General features: G+C 70.8%; 16 protein-coding genes, 1 rRNA gene and 1 riboswitch. Of the genes, 4 read left to right on the forward strand and 13 right to left on the reverse strand.

From position 1 onward, the window contains the following. Positions 1 to 105 precede the first annotated feature (105 nt). Entirely contained in the window at positions 106 to 1,764 is a 1,659-nt protein-coding gene (locus HFV08_RS27745; protein ID WP_312885855.1) for a substrate-binding and VWA domain-containing protein, read from the forward strand. A gap of 259 nt (positions 1,765 to 2,023) precedes the next feature. Here HFV08_RS27745 and HFV08_RS27750 read toward each other — a convergent pair whose 3' ends face one another. Further along, positions 2,024 to 3,544, reverse strand: coding sequence for a glutamate-cysteine ligase family protein (locus tag HFV08_RS27750; RefSeq protein WP_168543204.1), 1,521 nt, complete (start codon positions 3,542 to 3,544; stop codon positions 2,024 to 2,026). Between the two features lie 483 nt (positions 3,545 to 4,027). Here HFV08_RS27750 and HFV08_RS27755 point away from each other — a divergent pair, with 483 nt between their 5' ends. Continuing rightward, positions 4,028 to 4,612 (forward strand): hypothetical protein, encoded by a 585-nt coding sequence (locus HFV08_RS27755; protein WP_168543205.1) that lies wholly within the window; start codon positions 4,028 to 4,030, stop codon positions 4,610 to 4,612. Between the two features lie 245 nt (positions 4,613 to 4,857). Beyond that, positions 4,858 to 5,064, forward strand: a complete 207-nt coding sequence (locus HFV08_RS27760) for a DUF5999 family protein (protein WP_040255175.1) — start codon at positions 4,858 to 4,860, stop codon at positions 5,062 to 5,064. 97 nt (positions 5,065 to 5,161) lie between these two features. Here the strand turns inward: HFV08_RS27760 and gcvP are convergent, their stop codons facing one another. After that, positions 5,162 to 8,041 (reverse strand): aminomethyl-transferring glycine dehydrogenase, encoded by a 2,880-nt coding sequence (gcvP, locus tag HFV08_RS27765; RefSeq protein WP_168543206.1) that lies wholly within the window; start codon positions 8,039 to 8,041, stop codon positions 5,162 to 5,164. Positions 8,042 to 8,214: 173 nt separating this feature from the next. Beyond that, positions 8,215 to 8,310, reverse strand: a riboswitch (glycine riboswitch). 128 nt (positions 8,311 to 8,438) lie between these two features. Here gcvP and HFV08_RS27770 point away from each other — a divergent pair. Beyond that, complete coding sequence (locus HFV08_RS27770; RefSeq protein ID WP_312885856.1) at positions 8,439 to 8,813, forward strand: PRC-barrel domain-containing protein; 375 nt, start codon at positions 8,439 to 8,441, stop codon at positions 8,811 to 8,813. Between the two features lie 17 nt (positions 8,814 to 8,830). Here HFV08_RS27770 and HFV08_RS27775 read toward each other — a convergent pair whose 3' ends face one another. From HFV08_RS27775 to rrf, 11 genes are all read right to left on the reverse strand, one after another. After that, positions 8,831 to 10,282, reverse strand: coding sequence for a DNA polymerase IV (locus HFV08_RS27775; protein ID WP_312885857.1), 1,452 nt, complete (start codon positions 10,280 to 10,282; stop codon positions 8,831 to 8,833). A 104-nt stretch (positions 10,283 to 10,386) separates the two neighbouring features. Continuing rightward, entirely contained in the window at positions 10,387 to 11,022 is a 636-nt protein-coding gene (locus HFV08_RS27780; RefSeq protein WP_168543208.1) for a MerR family transcriptional regulator, read from the reverse strand. A 173-nt stretch (positions 11,023 to 11,195) separates the two neighbouring features. Beyond that, the gene (locus HFV08_RS27785) at positions 11,196 to 11,669 is read right to left on the reverse strand and encodes a bifunctional nuclease family protein (RefSeq protein ID WP_168543209.1); all 474 of its coding nucleotides are present in this window, start codon (positions 11,667 to 11,669) and stop codon (positions 11,196 to 11,198) included. A 74-nt stretch (positions 11,670 to 11,743) separates the two neighbouring features. After that, a complete protein-coding gene (ftsR, locus tag HFV08_RS27790) occupies positions 11,744 to 12,478 on the reverse strand; it encodes a transcriptional regulator FtsR (protein WP_168543210.1) in 735 nt (244 codons plus the stop codon). A gap of 41 nt (positions 12,479 to 12,519) precedes the next feature. Next, on the reverse strand, positions 12,520 to 13,407 hold the full coding sequence (locus HFV08_RS27795) for a zinc-ribbon and FHA domain-containing protein (protein ID WP_210430881.1): 888 nt from the start codon (positions 13,405 to 13,407) through the stop codon (positions 12,520 to 12,522). 148 nt (positions 13,408 to 13,555) lie between these two features. Next, positions 13,556 to 14,470, reverse strand: coding sequence for a DUF881 domain-containing protein (locus tag HFV08_RS27800; protein WP_168543211.1), 915 nt, complete (start codon positions 14,468 to 14,470; stop codon positions 13,556 to 13,558). A 5-nt stretch (positions 14,471 to 14,475) separates the two neighbouring features. Then, positions 14,476 to 14,808: a small basic family protein gene (locus HFV08_RS27805; RefSeq protein WP_040255169.1), complete on the reverse strand. Its 333-nt coding sequence runs from the start codon at positions 14,806 to 14,808 to the stop codon at positions 14,476 to 14,478. Continuing rightward, positions 14,805 to 15,749 carry a DUF881 domain-containing protein gene (locus HFV08_RS27810; RefSeq protein WP_168543212.1) on the reverse strand — a complete coding sequence of 315 codons (945 nt, stop codon included), beginning with the start codon at positions 15,747 to 15,749 and terminating at the stop codon, positions 14,805 to 14,807. The genes HFV08_RS27805 and HFV08_RS27810 overlap by 4 nt, the downstream gene beginning before the upstream one ends. 92 nt (positions 15,750 to 15,841) lie before the next feature. After that, a complete protein-coding gene (locus HFV08_RS27815; protein ID WP_168543213.1) occupies positions 15,842 to 18,337 on the reverse strand; it encodes a mannose-1-phosphate guanyltransferase in 2,496 nt (831 codons plus the stop codon). Between the two features lie 114 nt (positions 18,338 to 18,451). Beyond that, positions 18,452 to 19,060 carry a cardiolipin synthase ClsA gene (clsA, locus tag HFV08_RS27820; protein WP_168543214.1) on the reverse strand — a complete coding sequence of 203 codons (609 nt, stop codon included), beginning with the start codon at positions 19,058 to 19,060 and terminating at the stop codon, positions 18,452 to 18,454. A 155-nt stretch (positions 19,061 to 19,215) separates the two neighbouring features. After that, positions 19,216 to 19,332, reverse strand: a 5S ribosomal RNA gene (gene rrf / locus HFV08_RS27825). Positions 19,333 to 19,338 lie beyond the last annotated feature (6 nt).

Below are 19,338 nucleotides of genomic sequence, written 5' to 3' on the forward strand. Positions count from 1 at the left end.
GAGTTTGGCCAGGAGAGCGAAGGCAACGCCATGGGACGTCACAACCTGCCCGAAGAGTACGGGCCGGAAGCAACACAGCCACATCCGGGCGTTCGGCGCCGCGCCGTGGCGATCGCCACGGTTCTGGTGCTCACGGTGACCGCCGGCGGCGCGGTCGCCTACTCCGGGGGCTGGCTGTCCGGGAGTTCGTGCGAGGACGACGCGGTCGGGCTGAGCGTCGCGGCCTCGCCCGACATGGCGCCCGCCCTGCAGGCCGCCGCGGACTACTCGCGCGAGAACGAGATCACCTCCGACGGCCGGTGCATGGACATCAAGGTGGTCTCCCAGGACTCCTTCAAGACCGCCGGGCTGCTGCGGATGGGCAAGAACACCGGCTTCGACGTCTGGGTGCCCGACTCCCAGATGTGGGTGCAGGGCACCTCGGACTCCGGTGCCGCCTCGCCGCTGACCACCGCGGGCAACGTCGCCTCGACCCCGCTGGCGGTGGCCGCGGTGCCCTCCGCCGCCGACAAGCTCGGCTGGCCCCAGAAGACGTACTCCTGGGACGAGTTGGCGGAAGTCGCGATCAAGGGCGACAAGGCGCATGTCGGCACGGCCAACCCCTCGCTCAGCGCGACCGGGCTGCTGGCCCTCACCGAGCTGGGCGCCGCGCCGGACGGCGGGGACGGCCGCAGCCGCGGAGTGGAGGTGGCCGGGGCGATCCAGAAGCACATCGCCGCGGGCGACACCACGGCCGCCGACTCGCTGGCGCGGGACGGGCAGGGCAAGGGGAACGACGCGCTCGTCCTCTCCGAGCAGGCCTCCTTCACCCACAACACCAAGTCCAAGGGCACCGGCGGCGATCTGAGCCTCTTCTACCCCAAGGACGGCTCGCCGCAGCTCGACTACCCGTACACTCTCATCGACGAATCCGAGATGAGCACCGACGAGTCGCGCGCCGCCCTGCGCTTCATGACGCTCCTCGGCGAGCAGGAGGGCAAGCGGATCCTGCACGAGCACGGCTTCCGCACCAACGCCGACGAGCCCTCCGCCGAGCTGGTGACGGCGGCGGGCGGCCGCTCCCCGCAGCCCTACGACGACAGCGACGGCGAGCAGCCGAGCCCCGGGGAGATCCAGGAGTCGCTGGGCATCTGGACCATCACGGCGCAGAGCGCCCGCCTGACCACCGTGATCGACGCCTCCTCCTCGATGGCCGACATGGTCCCGGAGCTGGGCGGCTCCCGGATGTCGCTGATGAAGAACTCCCTGCGCGAAGGCCTGAAGACCTTCAGCGAGGGCGAGGACGAGATCGGCCTGTGGGACTTCGCCTCCGACCTCGACGGCGACCGCGACTACCGCAAGATCGTCGACACCAAGCGCATCACCAAGTCGCATGTCGAGGACCTGGAGGCGGGGTACGAGAAGCTCGCCCCGGAGGACACCGACGAGACCGGCCTGTACGACACCGTGCTCGCCGCCTACAAGGACGCCACCTCCCACTACGTCGACGGGAAGTTCAACACCGTCATCGTGGTCACCGACGGGGGCAACGACACCGGCGAGCTCTCCCGCTCCGCGCTGCTGCGCAGGCTGGCGGTCCTGGCGAAGCCCGGCAAGCCGGTGCCCGTCATCATGCTGACCATCGGCCCGGACGCGGACAAGGACGACGCGGCGCAGATAGCCGAGGCCACCCACGGCTCCAGCCACGAGGTCGAGGACCCCTCGAAGATCAACTCGGTCATCCTCAAGGCGATCATGGAAGCGGGTATCAAGGCCCAGCAGTGAGGCCGCCGCCCCGCCGATGACGGCCTCGTCTCACCGATGACCCTCCGCGGGCGCCCGGGATCCCGGGCGCCCGCGCTGTGCGACCGCCACCCGCCGCCGCGCGGGCGCCGCCTCGGCTCCGGGGCGGCCCGGGTCGACGCCTGGGCAGTCGGGTCAGCTCCGCGGTACGGGTCGGCTCCCGGGCGGCGGCAGGTCAACTCCGCGGTACCGGGCGGCGCCAGGTCAACTCCGCGGCGCGGAGCGGCTCCCGGCAGCCCGGTCAGTTCCGGGGCAGTACGGGCGCCGGCACCTCCACCGGCCAGGTGTGCACGGGCTCGCCGAGCCGCATCAGCTCCGCGTACCGCCGTGTCATGGCGGCCAGGGCGGCGGGCCGGTCGAGTCCGCTCTCGCGCGCCCGGTGGTAGGTGGCGGCCTGCCAGGAGGCGCCGTTGACCCGGCGCCGGCAGCGCTCCTCGATGATGCCGAGGTAGAGGTCGCGGTCGGCGGGTTCGACACCCCAGGCGTCGAGCCCGGCCGAGGCCAGCGGCAGCAGTTCCTCCTCGATCAGCCGCACGGCCGGGATCCGGATCGTGCCGCCGTGCCGCCCACGGCGCGGCCAGTCGAACTCCGCCTCGACGCCGAACCGGCACGCCGCCTCGAAGTTGGCGGCCGCGGCCTCGAAGGGCAGCCTCGACCATAGGTGCCGCGCGTCCTCGGCGAGCGCCCGGATGGCGCCGTAGTAGAAGGCGGTGTTCGCGACCACGTCCGCCACCGTGGGGCCCGCCGGCAGCACCCGGTTCTCCACCCTGAGGTGGGCCCGCCCGTCGGCGACGTCGTAGACCGGGCGGTTCCAGCGGTACACGGTGCCGTTGTGCAGCACGAGTTCGCCGAGCTTCGGCGTCCCGCCCGACTCCAGGACGGACCGCGGATCCTCCTCGTCGCAGATCGGCAGCAGCGGCGGGAAGTAGCGCACGTTCTCCTCGAAGAGGTCGTACGCGGAATCGATCCACCGCTCGCCGAACCAGGTCCGGGGCCGCACCCCCTGGGTTCGCAGCTCCTCCGGCCGGGTGTCCGTGGACTGCTGGAACAGCGGCGGCCGGGACTCCCGCCACAGCTCGCGGCCGAAGAGGAAGGGCGAGTTGGCCCCGATGGCGATCTGGGCCGCCGCCAGGGCCTGGGCGGAGTTCCACACCTCGGGGAAGCGCTCCGGGGTGACCTGCAGGTGCAACTGCACGGAGGTGCAGGCGGCTTCGGGCGCGATGGAGGAGGAGGTGCAGCTGAGGCTCTCCACCCCGTCGATTTCCAGTTGGAAATCCTCGCCGCGGGCCGCGACGATCTGATCGTTGAGGAGTGTGTAGCGGTCCACGTCGGAGAGATTCGCGGAGACGAGATCGTCCTGGGACAGGGTCGGGAGAATTCCGATCATCAGGACCTCGGAGTCGACTTCGCCCGCTTTCCGGTCGGCATACGCGAGTGAGGTACGCAACTCCTCGGCCAGCCGGTCGAGTACCCGGCCGGCCATCCGGTGCGGTGCGACGTTCACTTCGAGATTGAACATTCCCAGCTCGGTCTGGAAATCCTTGCTGGCGATACGTTCCAGGACTTGGGCATTGCGCATACGGGGCATCCCGTCCGCCCCCACGAGATTCAGCTCGATCTCCAGACCCATCATGTTCCTGGGCCTGTCGAAGCTCTCCCCGGCCAGCATCCGCTCCAGCACCAGCAGGCACTCCCGCAGCTTCCTGCGGTACTCGCGCCGGTCGTCAAGACCCTGCACCTCCGCCTCGACCTTCTCGCCCATCGAAGCTTCCCTCCTCGATCGGGCAGCCCAAAGATCCCGGCCGCGGTGTCAGGGATGATGATGCCCGGTAAGGTGATCGACAAGCCCCGCCGCAGCTGATCGGGGCGCTATGGTGACCGAGAGCACATTCCCCGGGCATACGACCCCGACACATTTCGGTGGCCGCCCCGGACGCGGAAGGCGAAAGGCTGGGTCGATATCCAGCCGTCCCGCACCGACAAAGAAGACCGGTCCACCTCGGCTCCCGGTCCTGAATAACCGGTCATTCCAGGTCGACACCGGCTGAATACGGCCTTGCACGCATTCACAGGGGCGGCTAGTGGAAACGCGGCCCCGAGAAGGCTCGTATAAACTTCGCGAACGAGGCGAGGAGTTGGTGCCCCGCGGATCACGCGAGCCCTCCCGCCTCCGGCCCCGAGAGCTGACAGCGCCGTCCGCCCTGCCTCAGTTTCCCTGTGCCTTCCGACCGAGAGGCGACCCACCATGGCCCTGCACGTGCCCCCTGCTCCGGCGCCCGCCCTGCGCTGTGTCCTGACCGCGCTGGGTTCGCCCACCGCCATCCACGAGGCGCACACCCCCGCGCTGAAGTCCGCCCAGGGCCCGCTCGCACCCGAACTCCCGCTGCCCCTGCACGTGCTCGACCGGGTGGCCCAGGGCGAGGAGCTGCCCTCCCGGCTCGCGGGCTGGCGCTTCCTCATCAGATCCGGGGAGCGGATGGTCGCCGCCGCGGACACCCGCCTGACACCCGACGGCTGGGCCTTCTCGCACTTCTTCGAGGGCCCGTACGTCACCTCCACGGAGCAGGCCCTGCGGCAGGCCGACGCCCAGGCGGCACCCCACCAGGTACGGCTGCTCTCGGTACCCGAGCTGTACATGCTCACCCTGTGGCTGCACGGCGACTGCGCCGCCGACCCCGCCGAGGGCACCCCGGCCCCCTCCGACCTGCTCATCCCGCTCGCCCCGGCGCCCACGGGCATCGCCGCCGGCCGCCCGTACCAGGTAGCCGATCTGCTGCCGGTGCTCACCCTGCGACTGGGCCACGCCCCGCTGCTGCGCACCACCGCCTGACCCGGGCACGCCCGCGCATGGCCCGATGTGACCAGGGGCGAACCCCCCGAAGGGACGGTCCTGTTGGGCGCAACCGCCCACCTGGGTGATGCGTCACCAACCTGTGACGGGTGCTGGTGGGAAATACCTGCGGATCCGCGCCCGCAGGGCAACACTGGGACTGACCTACACACATCACGGGGGGCGGCATGAGCACCGAATCGAGCCGCAGGACAGACACCACGACGCACCGAGAGATCCCAGCCATGTGCCAGCACCAGCCAGCTTGCCCGTCCGCAGACTCCGCCGACCGGGAGGCCGCGCTGCCGGTGGCCCACCACCCCGAACAGGGCTGGAGTCTGCTGTGCAACGGCGTGCTGCTGTTCGAGGACACCGGCGAGCTGCTGCCCGACGGCAAGGTCATCGCCCCGCACCGCCCGCTCGCGGCGGGCCGGGTGGTCACCGCCGCCTGAAGCGGCCCGGACACCACGGCACAACAGGCCTCGGGCCGGACCAGAGCGATTCCGGTCCGGCCCGAGGCCGTTGCCTGTGCGTCACCGCCCCGAGGGCTCAGTCCTCGTAGGCGTCCAGCGGCGGGCAGGAGCAGACCAGGTTGCGGTCGCCGTAGGCCTGGTCGACGCGGCGGACCGGCGGCCAGTACTTGTCCGAGGCGCTGACCCCGGTCGGGAAGAGCGCCTCCTCGCGGCTGTAGGCGTGCTCCCAGTCGCCCGCGAGGGCGCTCGCCGTGTGCGGGGCGTTGCGCAGCGGGTTGTCGTCGGCGGGCCAGGTGCCGGAGCCGACCTTCTCGATCTCGGCCCGGATCGCGATCATGGTCTCGCAGAAGCGGTCCAGCTCGGCGAGGTCCTCGCTCTCGGTGGGCTCGATCATCAGGGTGCCCGCGACCGGGAAGGACATGGTCGGCGCGTGGAAGCCGTAGTCGATGAGCCGCTTGGCGACATCGTCCACGGAGACCCCGGTGGCCTTGGTGAGCGGGCGCAGATCGATGATGCACTCGTGCGCGACCAGTCCGCCGGGGCCGGTGTAGAGCACCGGGAAGTGCGGTTCGAGCCGCTTGGCGATGTAGTTGGCGCTCAGCACGGCGACCTGGGTGGCGCGCTTGAGGCCCTCCCCGCCCATGAGGCGGACGTACGCCCAGGAGATCGGCAGGATGCCCGCCGAGCCCCAGGGGGCGGCGGAGATCGGGCCGACACCGGTCTGCGGTCCGGCCGCGGGCTGCAGCGGGTGGTTCGGCAGGTACGGGGCGAGGTGCGCGCGGACGCCGACCGGGCCGACGCCGGGGCCGCCGCCGCCGTGCGGGATGCAGAAGGTCTTGTGCAGGTTGAGGTGCGAGACATCGCCGCCGAAGTGGCCGGGCTTGGCGAGGCCGACGAGCGCGTTGAGGTTCGCGCCGTCCACGTAGACCTGGCCGCCCGCCTCGTGCACGGCCCCGCAGATGTCGGCGACGTGCTCCTCGAAGACGCCGTGCGTCGAGGGGTAGGTGATCATCAGCACCGAGAGCTGCTCGCGGTACTGCTCGATCTTGGCCCGCAGGTCCTCGACGTCGATCTCACCGTCCTCGGAGGTCTTCACGACGACGACCTTCATGCCCGCCATCACGGCGCTGGCGGCGTTGGTGCCGTGCGCGGAGGAGGGGATCAGGCAGACCGTGCGCTGCTCGTCCCCGTTGGCCCGGTGGTAGGCGCGCACCGCGAGGAGTCCGGCCAGCTCGCCCTGGGAGCCGGCGTTCGGCTGGAGGGAGACCTTGTCGTAGCCGGTGACCTCGGCGAGGCGCTCCTCCAGCTCGCGGATGAGGGTCAGATAGCCCTCGGCCTGGTCGGCGGGGGCGAAGGGGTGCAGCGCGCCGAACTCGGGCCAGGTGACCGGCTCCATCTCGGTGGTCGCGTTCAGCTTCATGGTGCAGGAGCCGAGCGGGATCATGCCGCGGTCGAGCGCGTAGTCGCGGTCGGCGAGCTTGCGCAGGTAGCGCAGCATCGCGGTCTCCGAGCGGTGCTCGTGGAAGACCGGGTGGCTCAGGTAGTCGTCGGTGCGCAGCAGCCCCTCGGGCAGGGTGTCGGCCGCCTCGGCGTCCAGCGCCTCGATGTCGCCCTCGACCCCGAAGGCCTCCCATACGGCGGCGAGTTGGGCCCGGTTGGTGGTCTCGTCGCAGGCCAGCGAGACGCGGTCGCCGTCGACGAGGTGGAGGTTGACCCCGCCGCGGCGGGCGGCCTCGGTCACGGCCGCGGCCCGGCCCGGGACCCGCACGGTCAGGGTGTCGAAGTACGCGGTGTGCTCCAGCTCCAGGCCGCCCGCGCGGAGGCCCGCGGCGAGCACGGTGGCGTAGCGGTGGGTGCGGGCGGCGATCGTGCGCAGCCCCTCGGGGCCGTGGTAGACCGCGTACATCCCGGCCATCACGGCGAGCAGCACCTGCGCCGTACAGATGTTGCTGGTGGCCTTCTCGCGGCGGATGTGCTGCTCGCGGGTCTGCAGGGCGAGCCGGTAGGCCTTGTTGCCGTCGGCGTCCACGGAGACGCCGACCAGGCGGCCCGGCAGGCTGCGGGCGAACTTCTCGCGGACCGCCATGTAACCGGCGTGCGGGCCGCCGAAGCCCATCGGGACGCCGAAGCGCTGGGTGGTGCCCACCGCGATGTCGGCGCCCAGCTCGCCGGGCGACTTGAGCAGCGTCAGGGCGAGCAGATCGGCGCAGACGGTGACGACGGCGCCGGCCTCCTGCGCCTCGGCGACGACAGCCTGGATGTCGCGCACCGCGCCGGAGGCACCCGGGTACTGCAGCAGCACACCGCTGATCCCGCGCTCGGCGGCCTCGGCCGGGATGCCCTCGGACAGGTCGGTGACGATCACCTCGACGCCGGTCGGCTCGGCGCGGGTCTGCAGCACCGCGACGGTCTGCGGGAGCACATCGGCGTCGACCAGGTAGACGCCGTTCTTCACCTTGCCGACCCGCCGGGACAGCGCCATGGCCTCGGCGGCGGCGGTGCCCTCGTCGAGCAGCGAGGCCCCGGAGGTGGGCAGGCCCGTGAGGTCGGCGACCATGGTCTGGAAGTTCAGCAGGGCCTCCAGGCGGCCCTGGGAGATCTCCGGCTGGTACGGGGTGTAGGCCGTGTACCAGGCGGGGTTCTCCATGACGTTGCGCAGCACGACCGGCGGGGTGAAGGTGCCGTAGTAGCCGAGGCCGATCATGGAACCGAGGACCTGGTTGCGGTCGGCAAGGGCGCGCAGCTCGGCGATCACCTCGGGCTCGGTGCGCGCGCCCGGCAGTGCGAGTGCCTCGGCGCTCTTGATCACGTCGGGGACCGCGGCGGCCGTCAGCTCGTCGAGGGAGCCGTATCCGACCTGGGCGAGCATTTTGGCGCAGGCCTCGGCGTCGGGGCCGATGTGGCGCTGCGCGAAGGGCGTGCCCTGTTCGAGCTGGGAGAGCGGAATACGGGTCATCTCGGAGGCCTCCTGGTCGTGTGCGACCTTCGGGGGCACCACGGCGGTGGCGCCCGATCGGCCTCCCCCTCTGTCATCGACCTGAGAGCTTCACCGGTCCGCCCGAGGACGCCCCGGCTTTCACCGTCGGTGAGCGCGGAGACCTTCGCCTCCGCCCTGCTTTTCAGAGTGACCTCGTCCGCGCGGTACGGGTGCCTGAGAGATTCCGGGGAGGATTTGCTCCTTCGGCGCCCCCGCTCCTGCCTTGGGGACTCTCCCGCGCGGGGTCGACAGCCAACTGCCAGCCTACCAGCGCCCCTCCCGGAGGCCTCGCTCAAGTGGCCGTATTCACCATTGTGCTCTTTCGTGGAGTCGACGGACGAATGCGCCCAGTTGTTGCGATCAGTTGGAGGGGCACGTGCAGACCGACATCGACCCGCGCAACCTCATAGGCCGCAAGGCCTTCGACCGCACCGGAGCCAAGATCGGGACCGTCGACGAGGTCTACCTCGACGACGCCACCGGCGAACCGGAGTGGGCCGCCATACGCACCGGCCTCTTCAGCCACGACGTCTTCGTCCCGCTGGAGCCCGGTGAACTGGTCGAGGGGGCGCTGCACCTCCCCTTCGACCGCGCACTCGTCAAGGACGCCCCCGACTTCGGCGTCGGCAAGCACCTCTCCCCCGAGCAGGAACTCCGGCTCTACCAGCACTACGGGCTCGACACGGCGCCTGGCGGCCCGCCGCCCCCGGACCGGGACTTCGGCCACCTCGCCGGTTCCGAGGAGGCCTGAACCGCCTTCCCGGCCCCTCAGCCGCCCTCTCGGCCCCCCTCCGCCTCCCGCTCCCCGGCGCTCCCCCGCGCCTCGGCCGTCTCCCGCTCCCCGGCTGCCTCCGAGGGCTCCCCCGGCCCGGTGTCCGCCGCGGGCACCGGCACCAGGGGCAGCGGCTCGGCGCGCTCCAGATCCGGGTCGTCGGTCCGGAAGGTGCGCACCCGGCCCGGACCCGAGTACGGCGTCTCGAAGCGCACGGTCACCCGGCCGATCCCGCTCCCCTGCACCCAGCCGTGGCCGAAGGCGGCGTGGCGCACATCGTGCCCCGCGGGCCAGGAGCGCTCCGCCGGGGCGACCTCCGCGACCGGGGCGGCGGGCCGGGGCTGCTCCGCGTCGGCTTCCGGCTCCGGCCGCTCGCTCGCCGCCTGCGCGAACAGGTCCTCCTGGGTGTAGTCCGCGAGCCCGGTGACCCCGACGCCGAGCAGCCGCACACCGCCCGTGGTGTCCACCGACTCCAGCAGCCGCGCCGCGGACTCGCGCACCACCGCGGGATCGTCGGTGGGGCCCCGCAGCGTCTCCGAGCGGGTGAGGGTGGAGAAGTCGTAGCGGCGGACCTTCAGCACCACGGTGCGCCCGGACCGCCCGGCCGCCCGCAGCCGCTGCACGCACCGCCCGGCCAGCCGGTGCACCTCCCCGCGCACCCGCACCCGGTCGTGGATGTCGATGTCGTACGTGTCCTCCACCGAGACCGACTTCGCGTCCCGCTCGGCCACCACCGGGCGCTCGTCGTGGGCGAGCGCCATCGCGTACAGCCCCTCGCCGTGCGCCTTGCCGAGGAGCCGCACCAGCTCCTCCATCCCGGCCTCGGCGATCTCCCCGACCGTGGTGATCCCGGCCCGGCGCAGATGGTCGCCGGTCGCGGGCCCGACGCCGGGCAGGGTGCGCACCGGCATCGGGGCGAGGAGTTCGCGCTCGGTGCCCGGCTCTATGAGCACCAGACCGTCGGGCTTGGCCTCCTCCGAGGCGATCTTGGCGAGCATCTTGGAGGCGGCCAGGCCCACCGAGCCGGTCAGCCCCGTGGTCGCCCGGATGTCGGCCCGCAGCCCCCGGCCCACCGCGCGCGCCGAGTCCGCGTCCCAGGCGGCGCCCTCCGCCTCCAGGTCCACGAAGGCCTCGTCCAGGCTCAGCGGCTCCACCAGCGGGGAGAGCGCCCGCAGCAGCGCCATGACCTGCTCGCTGACGGCGCGGTAGAGCCCGAAGCGGGGCACCAGATAGGCGGCGTGCGGGGCGAGCCGGCGCGCCTGGCCCATCGGCATCGCCGAGTGCACCCCGAAGACCCGGGCCTCGTAGGAGGCGGTCGCCACCACCCCGCGGGGACCGAGACCGCCGACCACCACGGCCTTTCCGCGCAGGCTCGGCTTGGCGGCCTGCTCCGCCGAGGCGTAGAAGGCGTCCATGTCGAGATGCAGGATGGTGGGCGAGGTCCTCACGTCACCGATGTTCCCGCACACCACTGACAACGGGGCCGGGAAACCGGCAACGGCCTCCGCGAAGGCCCTCGCGCGGTGCCGGGGGCCTCATCCGGCGGGCGGTCTCAGACGGCCTTGTTGCGGCGCCGGGCCAGCTCGTCGGCGGGGTGGTGCGGCACCAGCGTCTCGCCGGTGTCGACGCGCTCCCCGTGCAACTGCGACAGCGCGCCCTCCACGTCCCGCCACACCACACCCACGGCGATGCCGAAGATCCCCTGGCCGCCCTGGAGCAGATCGTGGACCTCGTCGGGCGAGGTGCACTCGTAGACGGTGGCGCCGTCGCTCATCAGCGTCATGCGCTCCAGGTCGCGGAAGCCGCGCTCGCGCAGGTGCTGGATGGTGCTGCGGATGTTCTGCAGGGACACCCCGGTGTCCAGGAGCCGCTTGACGATCTTCAGGACGACCACGTCGCGGAAGCTGTAGAGCCGCTGGGTGCCCGAGCCGTAGGCGGGCCTGACCGTCGGCTCGACGAGCGCCGTACGCGCCCAGTAGTCGAGCTGCCGGTAGGTGATGCCCGCCGCCGCGCAGGCCGTGGGGCCGCGGTAGCCGATCTCCTCGGCGCCCGGTCCGCTCCCCGCCGAGGCGGGTGCGGGCAGCTTGGGAGCACGTTCGGTCCTGTTGCCCTGAAGCTGATACGGACCGCGGTCCCCGAGGCTGCGCCCGGGAACTCCCCCAGTCGTACCGTCGCCGCTCATGCCCACGCCGACCTCCGCGTCCTTGACCTGCCTCCACGACCGTAGGCAGTCACCATGGGTGCGTCAACGATCGCCGCGCTCGCCACGCCGGGTGATTATCACCCTGAGAGTGGTTTCCCGTGCCCCGCCACGGGGAAAGTCTGGCCGAATGCGCTCGGGCACCCGGCGCGCACCGCCCCTCACTGGCTGTTGGTGCCGAAGTCCTCGGGCGAGATCTGGTCCAGGAACTCCCGGAACTTCTCGACCTCGTCCTCCTGCTCGTCCGGGATAGCGATCCCGGCGTCGTCGAGGACCCCGTCGCTGCCGAAGATGGGCGTACCGGTCCGCAGCGCGAGCGCTATGGCGTCGGAGGGCCGGGCGCTGACCTCGACGCCGCTGGCGAAGACCAGCTCCGCGTAGAAGACGCCCTCTCTCAGGTCGGTGATGCGCACCTCGCTGAGCTCCTGGCCCACGGCTTCGAGCACGTCCTTGAACAGGTCGTGCGTGAGTGGTCGCGGAGGAGTCATGCCCTGCTGCGCGAAGGCGATGGCGGTGGCCTCCCCCGGGCCGATCCAGATGGGGAGGTAGCGATCGCCTCCCACTTCGCGCAGGAGCACGATCGGCTGGTTGGAGGGCATTTCGACCCGGACACCTACGACGTCGAGCTCGTTCACACAGCAACCCTAGGCCGTGCCCGGCACCTTTGGGTAGTCGGACCGGCCGGGAACCCCGGCCGCGCACCCCCTTATCAGGGCAAACGCACCCCGAGAGCCGATTGCAGGAGCACCGAGTGGAGCCTCGCGGTCAGCCCGGCCAGCTCTTTCGTACGAGCCTGGGCGTGGGCCCGCGTCTGCGGGTTGCGGTGCAGCCGCAGCGGCGCCACGACCTGGTCGACCAGGCCCGCCTCACGCTCCGCGGAGGCCTTGAGGACCCGCAGATGCCGCGGCTCGATCCCGAACCGCCCCAGCTCCCGTACGAGAGTGGCGACCGTCAGCGCCTCGGCCTCGTACCCCCCGCCGGGCAGCGCGCCGAGCAGCCCGTAGGACTCCCATTCCGCCAGGGTGTCCTCGTCGACCTGGGCCGCGGCGAGCAGCTCCGCGCGACCGACCCGGACGGCCGGCCGCTCGCCGTCCCCGGGGGCCTCGGGCTCGGCCTCCTCCGCGCTCTCCTGCGCGGCGGCGGGCGCCTCCCCCGCGGGCCCGGCGTCCAGCTGCTCGCGGATGACCTTCAGAGGGAGGTACTGGTCCCGCTGCATCCGCAGGACCCGGGCGAGGCGCTCCACGTCACCCGGGGTGAACTTGCGGTAGCCGGAGGGCGTGCGCTGCGGCTCCACCAGGCCCTCGGCCTCCAGGAAGCGGATCTTGGAGAGGGTGACCTCGGGGAATTCCTCGCGCAGGACGTTCAGCACGCTGCCGATGCTCAGCAGCCTGCCGTCCGCCGCGGCGGCGCCGTCGCCGGCACCGCCGCCCGGAGTTCGAAGCATGGGCCTTCCCTGGGATTCCCCCGGACCGGGTCGGGGGGCGGTCAGATGCCCCGCTGGCTCGCGTAGAAGACCAGCCGGTACTTGCCGATCTGCACCTCGTCGCCGTTGGTCAGCGCCACCGCGTCGATCCGCTCGCGATTGACGTAGGTGCCGTTGAGGCTGCCGACATCGGCGACGTGGAAGGAGCCGTCGGGCTGGCGGCGGAACTCCACATGGCGCCGGGAGACGGTCACGTCGTCGAGGAAGATGTCGCTCTGCGGGTGGCGTCCCGCGGTGGTGAGGTCCCCGTCGAGCAGGAAGCGGCTGCCGGAGTTGGGGCCGCGGCGCACGATCAGCAGCGCCGAACCGCCGGGCAGCGCGTCGACCGCGGCCTGCGCCTCGGGCGAGAGCATCGGGGTGGGCGTCTGGCCGGTGGCCTCCGCCTCGTAGGCCTCGATGCCCGAGATGGAGATCGTCGAGGTGGTCTCCGAGGGGCGCTCACCGGCGCCCCCGGCACGCAGCGGCGCGCCGCAGTTGGAGCAGAAACGGCTCGATTCCGCGTTGCGGTTCCCGCACCTCGTACACACCAGGGCCGACATGGACGGATCCTCCCGCCGCGGTTGCCCCGCGGCTGCCTGCGACGCATACGGGCCCGAGGCGTTGGCTCCACCCGCGCCCGGCGTTGACGGATCCCTGAAACCTATGGCGCCAGAACCGGCAGGGTCAACAGAAGACGCGCCCTGACCACCCGAAATGTCTCCGCGCGGAGCAGCGACCTCGTCCCGGAACAGTGGACGGTCGTCCCCCTGCGCCTCCGGATCGCCGGACCGCTGTGCACGGTGGCGCGCGGTCGCGGCGCCACCCCCGTCACGCGCACTCTTGCCGAACAGCTTGCCAAACAACTTCACGGGCGATTCCCCTTGACCGAAACAGACCCGCCCGTGGGGCAGGACGAACCCTGACTGCTCACTGCTGCCGACCCGGACACTCTCTCAACGTCCTTGTCCGCCCAACAGTTTCCCTCACGCGCGGCTTTCGTGATGTGCCGACCCCTCGCAAGCTCATGCCCCCGTCGGGCAGCCGCCATACACCGTTTCTTCACCGGGACGACGACCGAGCGTAGTCAGGCTCTTCGGCCGGTCGCAAGGCGTCCACGACGACCTTCTCCTCGTCCTGCACACTCACCACCGCCTGCTCCTTCTCCAGCGTCTGCACGACTCCCCCTGGGATGTTCAGCGCCGGCGCGAGGTCCTCCGGTTTACCGATGACCCGAAAACGATACGGCGCCTTGATCTTGTTCCCATCCACGCTCACTCCACCCCCGGAAGCGTCGGAAAGATACGTATTGGCCACCACACGCACCCCGTTGACCTGAATCGCCTCCGCCCCGGCGGCACGCAGCTCCTGGACGGCGTCGAGCAGCATGTCCGCCTCCACCGTCCCCTTCTTGTCCTCGACGGTCACCGTGATGCCCGGACCCTCGGCCGCCACCGTCCCCGCGAGGACGCCGAGCTGGCGCTCCTTCTCCAGGGTCTGCTTGCGGGCCTCCTCCGCCTGGTTGGAGCTGCTCTCCAGACCGGTCCGCTGCTCCTCCAGACGCTGCTTCTCATCTTCCAGACGCTGCGTACGGTCGTCGAGTTCATCCAGGATGCGTACGAGATCCTCCTGGCGCGCGCCCCGCAGCGCGCTGTTGTCGTTGGTCGACGCCACCTGGATGGCCAGCCCGAAGCCGAGCCCGGCGAGCAGCACGGCCACGATGAGCTGGGCCCTGCTGACCCGCGGCGGCCACAGACTGCTCAGCAGCCGCCGCCGTCCGCTCTCGTCGGGGGCGTGCGGCGCCGGGGAGGCGGCGGGGTCGGGCGCGGACTCCGCGGCAGTGGCGCCCCGATCGGCGCCCGCCTGCTCGGCGGGCACCTCGGCCGGCAGCTCCCTGCGGAAGTGCGGCTCGGGACGCTCGCCCCTGTCCACCGGGTTCTCGCGGTCCCTGGGGTCTTTGGGGTCCTTGGGGTCCATGCGCCTCACGCCCGGAAGACGTGACGGCGGATGGCGGCCGCGTTGGAGAAGATGCGGATCCCGAGCACGACGACCACACCGGTGGACAGCTGCGCGCCGACCCCGAGCTTGTCGCCCAGGAAGACGATGAGCGCGGCGACCACCACATTGGACAGGAAGGACACCACGAAGACCTTGTCGTCGAAGATGCCGTCGAGCATCGCCCGCAGGCCGCCGAAGACCGCGTCCAGTGCCGCGACCACGGCGATCGGTAGGTAGGGCTCTACCACCGCGGGCACCTCGGGCCGGACCAGCAGTCCGACCACGACTCCCACGATGAGGCCCAGTACGGCGATCACGATGTGCCCTTCCCCGATTTCTGCTGTTCTTGCTGCTTCTGCTGTTCTTGCTGCTTCTTCGTCACCGGCTGTGCGGTTCTGACGATCACGCTGGGCGCCGCGGGCAGCTTCAGCTCGTCGTGCACGGAGATGGCCGTACGGATGCCGAAGTTCTTCTGCAGCGCGTCCAGGTACTGCCCGTCGGCGCTGTCCTGGAAGGTGCGGCTGAGCCGGTCCTTGTCACCGATGGCGAGCACCGTGTAAGGCGGCACCAGCGGCCGGTTGTCGACCAGTATGGCGTCCCCGGCGGCGCGGATCGCGGACAGGGCGGTCAGCCGCTGCCCGTTTATCGAGATGGCCTCGGCGCCGGACTCCCACAGGCCGTTGACCACCCGCTGCATGTCCCGGTCGCGGACCCGGCCGGTGTCGGAGAAGTCCGCGCTCTCCCGGGGGCCGCCGCCCTCGGACTGGGCCGATTTGGCGTCGTCCACGACGAGTTCGACCCCGGGGCCCTGCACGGCGATCGCCCCGGAGAGCAGGCCCATCAGCTCGCCCTTGTCTCCGCCGTGCTTCCTCAGCGCCTCCTGCTGGCGGTCGCTCACCTCGTCGCGCAGCGAGTCGACCTGGGACTCCAGCCGGTCGGCGGTCTCCGTCTCCTGATCGATACGGTCGATCAGTTCCTCGCGCTCCTTGGCCACCACCGGCGCGGCCACCCGCGCCTGCGCAGCGCCCACGGTGACGACGGCGGCCGCGAGCACCAGACCGGCGGCCAGCCCCAGCTTCGCCCGCAGCCGGCCCGGCAGTGCCGACTGGCCGCGGGCCCGCTTGCGCTCGGCCGCCTCGGCATACCCCTCGTCGAGGCCGTGCTCCATCACATTGGTCAGCAGCGACATGGAGGCGTCCGGGCGCGGGCGGCGCTGCGGGGTACTCCGTTCGGGCGGCTGCTGCGGCATGCCGCACATCGTCGCACGTCGGGGCCCTCAGCTCCGAATGGCCCCACCGAACTCGCCCGGAGAGCACGGAAATCCCGCGCTCTCCGGTACGAATGCCCGGATCAGCGCCCGGCGCTGTCCACGACCGCCGACCACTCGTCGAGCAGGGCCTGGGCGGAGGCGTCGTCCGGCCCCTCCGCCCAGAGGTGGGTGACGGCCTCCGCGGGGTCCGGCAGCACCATCACCCAGCGCCCGTCCGCCTCGACCACCCGCACCCCGTCCGTGGTGTCCACGGAGCGGTCTCCGGCCGCCTCCACGACGGTGCGCATCACCAGGCCCTTGACCGCCCACGGGGTGGCGAGATCACGGCGCAGCACATGCGCCCGCGGGATGCGCGCATCGATCTGACTGAGCGTCAACTGGGTACGCGCGACCAGCCCGATGAGCCGTACGAAGGCCGCCGTCCCGTCGAAGACGCTGCTGAACTCGGGCACGATGAAACCGCCGCGCCCGTCTCCGCCGAAGATCGTCTGATCCTCCCGGCCGACCCGCGTGAGGTCGTCGGGCGAGGTGGTCGTCCACTCCACCTGGGTGCCGTGGTACGCGGCCACCTGCTCGGCGACCCGGGTCGTGGTCACCGGCAGCGCCACCCGCCCGCTGCGGCGCTCGGCGGCCACCAGGTCGAGGAGTACGAGCAGCGCCCGGTCGTCCTCGATGATCCGCCCTTTCTCGTCCACCAGGGACAGGCGCTCGCCCACCGGGTCGAAGCGCACCCCGAAGTCGGCGCGGGCCGAGGCGACCATCTCGCCGAGGCGCAGCAGCCCCGCCCTGCGGGTGTCGGCCGTCTCGGTCGGACGGGACTCGTCCAGGCCGGGGTTGATGGTCAGCGCGTCCACCCCGAGCTTTCCGAGCAGGCTCGGCAGGACGAGGCCGGCGCTGCCGTTGGAGGCGTCCACGACGATCTTCAGCCCGGACTCGGCGACCCCGGAGGTGTCCACGTCCCGCAGCAGCGAGCCGGTGTACGAGTCGAAGACACTGGCGGGGAAACGCAGGTCCCCGATCTCGCCGGGGAAGGCCCTGCGGTACTCCTGCCGCGAGAACACCCGGTCGAGCTTGCGCTGCCTGGCCTGCGAGAGGTCGGCCCCGTCGCCGTCGAAGAACATGATGTCCACGGAGTCGGGCACGCCCTGGCTCGTACGGATCATGATCCCGCCGGCGCTGCCCCGCGCGGTCTGCTGCCGGGCCACGGGCAGCGGGACGTTCTCCAGGTCCCGTACGTCGATGGCGCTGGCCTGGAGCGCCGAGATGACGGCACGCTTGAGCGCGCGGGCGCCTCGCGAGTGGTCACGGGCCGTCGTGACGGTCGCGCCCTTCTTCAGGGTGGTCGCGTACGCCCCGGCCAGCCTCACCACCAGCTCCGGGGTGATCTCGACGTTGAGGATCCCGGAGACACCGCGGGCGCCGAAGAGCTGGGCCTGGCCGCGGGACTCCCAGATCACCGACTGGTTGACGAAGGCACCCGCCTCGATGGTCTTGAACGGGTAGACCCGCACATTGCCCTGGATGATCGACTCCTCGCCGATCAGGCACTCGTCGCCGATGACGGCGCCGTCCTCGATCCGCGCGGCCCGCATGATGTCGGTGTTCTTGCCGACCACGCAGCCGCGGAGATTGCTCTGCTGGCCCACGTAGACGTTGTCGTGCACGACCGCCTTGTGCAGGAAGGCGCCCGACTTCACGACCACGTTGGAACCGACGACGGTGTGCTCCCGGACCTCGGCACCCGCCTCGACCTTGGCGTAGTCACCGATGTAGAGCGGGCCCCGCAGCACCGCCTCCGGGCTGACCTCGGCGCCCTCGGCCACCCAGACGCCCGGGGAGATCTCGAAGCCGTCGAGCTCGACGTCGACCTTGCCCTCGAGGATGTCGGCCTGCGCCTTCACATAGCTCTCGTGGGTGCCGACGTCCTCCCAGTACCCCTCGGCGATGAAGCCGTAGATCGGCTTGCCCTCCTTCATGAGCTGAGGGAAGACATCGCCCGACCAGTCGACGGAGGTGTCGGCCTCGACGTAGGCGAAGACCTCCGGCTCCATGACGTAGATACCGGTGTTCACCGTGTCCGAGAAGACCTGGCCCCAGGTCGGCTTCTCCAGGAAACGCTCGACCTTGCCGTTCTCGTCGACAATGGTGATTCCGAATTCCAGGGGATTCGGTACGCGCGTCAGACAGACGGTGACGAGCGCGCCCTTCTCCTTGTGGAAATTGATCAGCTCGGTCAGGTCGAAGTCCGTCAGCGCGTCGCCCGAGATGACGAGGAAGGCGTCGTCCTTGAGGGCTTCTTCGGCGTTCTTGACGCTTCCCGCGGTGCCGAGCGGCTTCTCCTCGTTGGCGTAGCTCAGCTCCATGCCGAGTTCTTCGCCGTCCCCGAAATAGTTCTTGACCAGGGAGGCCAGGAACTGCACTGTGACCACGGTCTCATTGAGCCCATGTCGTTTGAGCAGCCGCAGCACGTGCTCCATGATCGGCCGATTGGCCACCGGAAGGAGCGGCTTGGGCATACTTGCGGTCATGGGACGAAGGCGTGTGCCCTCGCCTCCGGCCATCACGACGGCCTTCATGTCGGAAGCGTCCTCCTCTAAGAGACGACGGTTCAGCCGACTTCATCATCCGCCGCCATTGTCCCGTACATATCGATGCCGGGCCAGAGGGGTGGGGGCTGCCGCACTGCAGCCTCAATCGGCCATGCTGTCCGCCTTGACGAGACGGCGGACCTGAACCATGTAGAGGATCCCTGCCCACCAGTAGAGAGTTGTACCCCATCCCGCGAAAGCCCAGCCGAAAACCGCGGCCAACGAGGCGATCCAACCGCTCGCATCGCTGAGGAGAAGTAGCGGGAAGGCGTACATCAGGTTGAAGGTCGCGGCCTTCCCGAGGAAGTTCACCTGCGGCGGCGGATATCCATGGCGCCGCAGGATCCCCACCATCACAAGGAGGACCAGCTCCCGCGCGAGCAGGACGCAGGTGAGCCAGAGCGGAAGAATCTCCCGCCAGGTCAGCCCGACCAGGGTGGAGAGAATGTAGAGCCGGTCCGCGGCCGGGTCCAGCAGGCGGCCCAGGCTGCTGATCTGGTTCCAGCGCCGGGCCAGCTTGCCGTCCAGGTAGTCGCTGACCCCGCTGAACATCAGCACCAGGAGGGCCCAGAAGTCACTCTTGGGGCCACCGAACTCGGGACGCAGGATCAGCCACAGGAACAGCGGCACGCCCAGCAGGCGGGCCATGCTGAGGATGTTGGGCATGGTGAGCACCCGGTCGGTCTGGACACGGGTCTCCTGGACCTCCACCCGGGGGCCTCCTGGTCTACGAGCCGACGATGCCTGCTGACTTTACCCTCAGCCGGCCTCGGCCCCGGCAGAGGGGTGGCGGCCGGGCTCGGTACATAAAGAAACCCCGGTTTCTGGCCCGAAGACCAGAAACCGGGGTTTCTTCATCACGTTTAGTTCGGCGGCGTCCTACTCTCCCACAGGGTCCCCCCTGCAGTACCATCGGCGCTGTAAGGCTTAGCTTCCGGGTTCGGAATGTAACCGGGCGTTTCCCTCACGCTATGACCACCGAAACACTA

The sequence above is a fragment of the Streptomyces physcomitrii genome (genome assembly GCF_012273655.1).
Lineage (GTDB): Bacteria > Actinomycetota > Actinomycetes > Streptomycetales > Streptomycetaceae > Streptomyces > Streptomyces physcomitrii.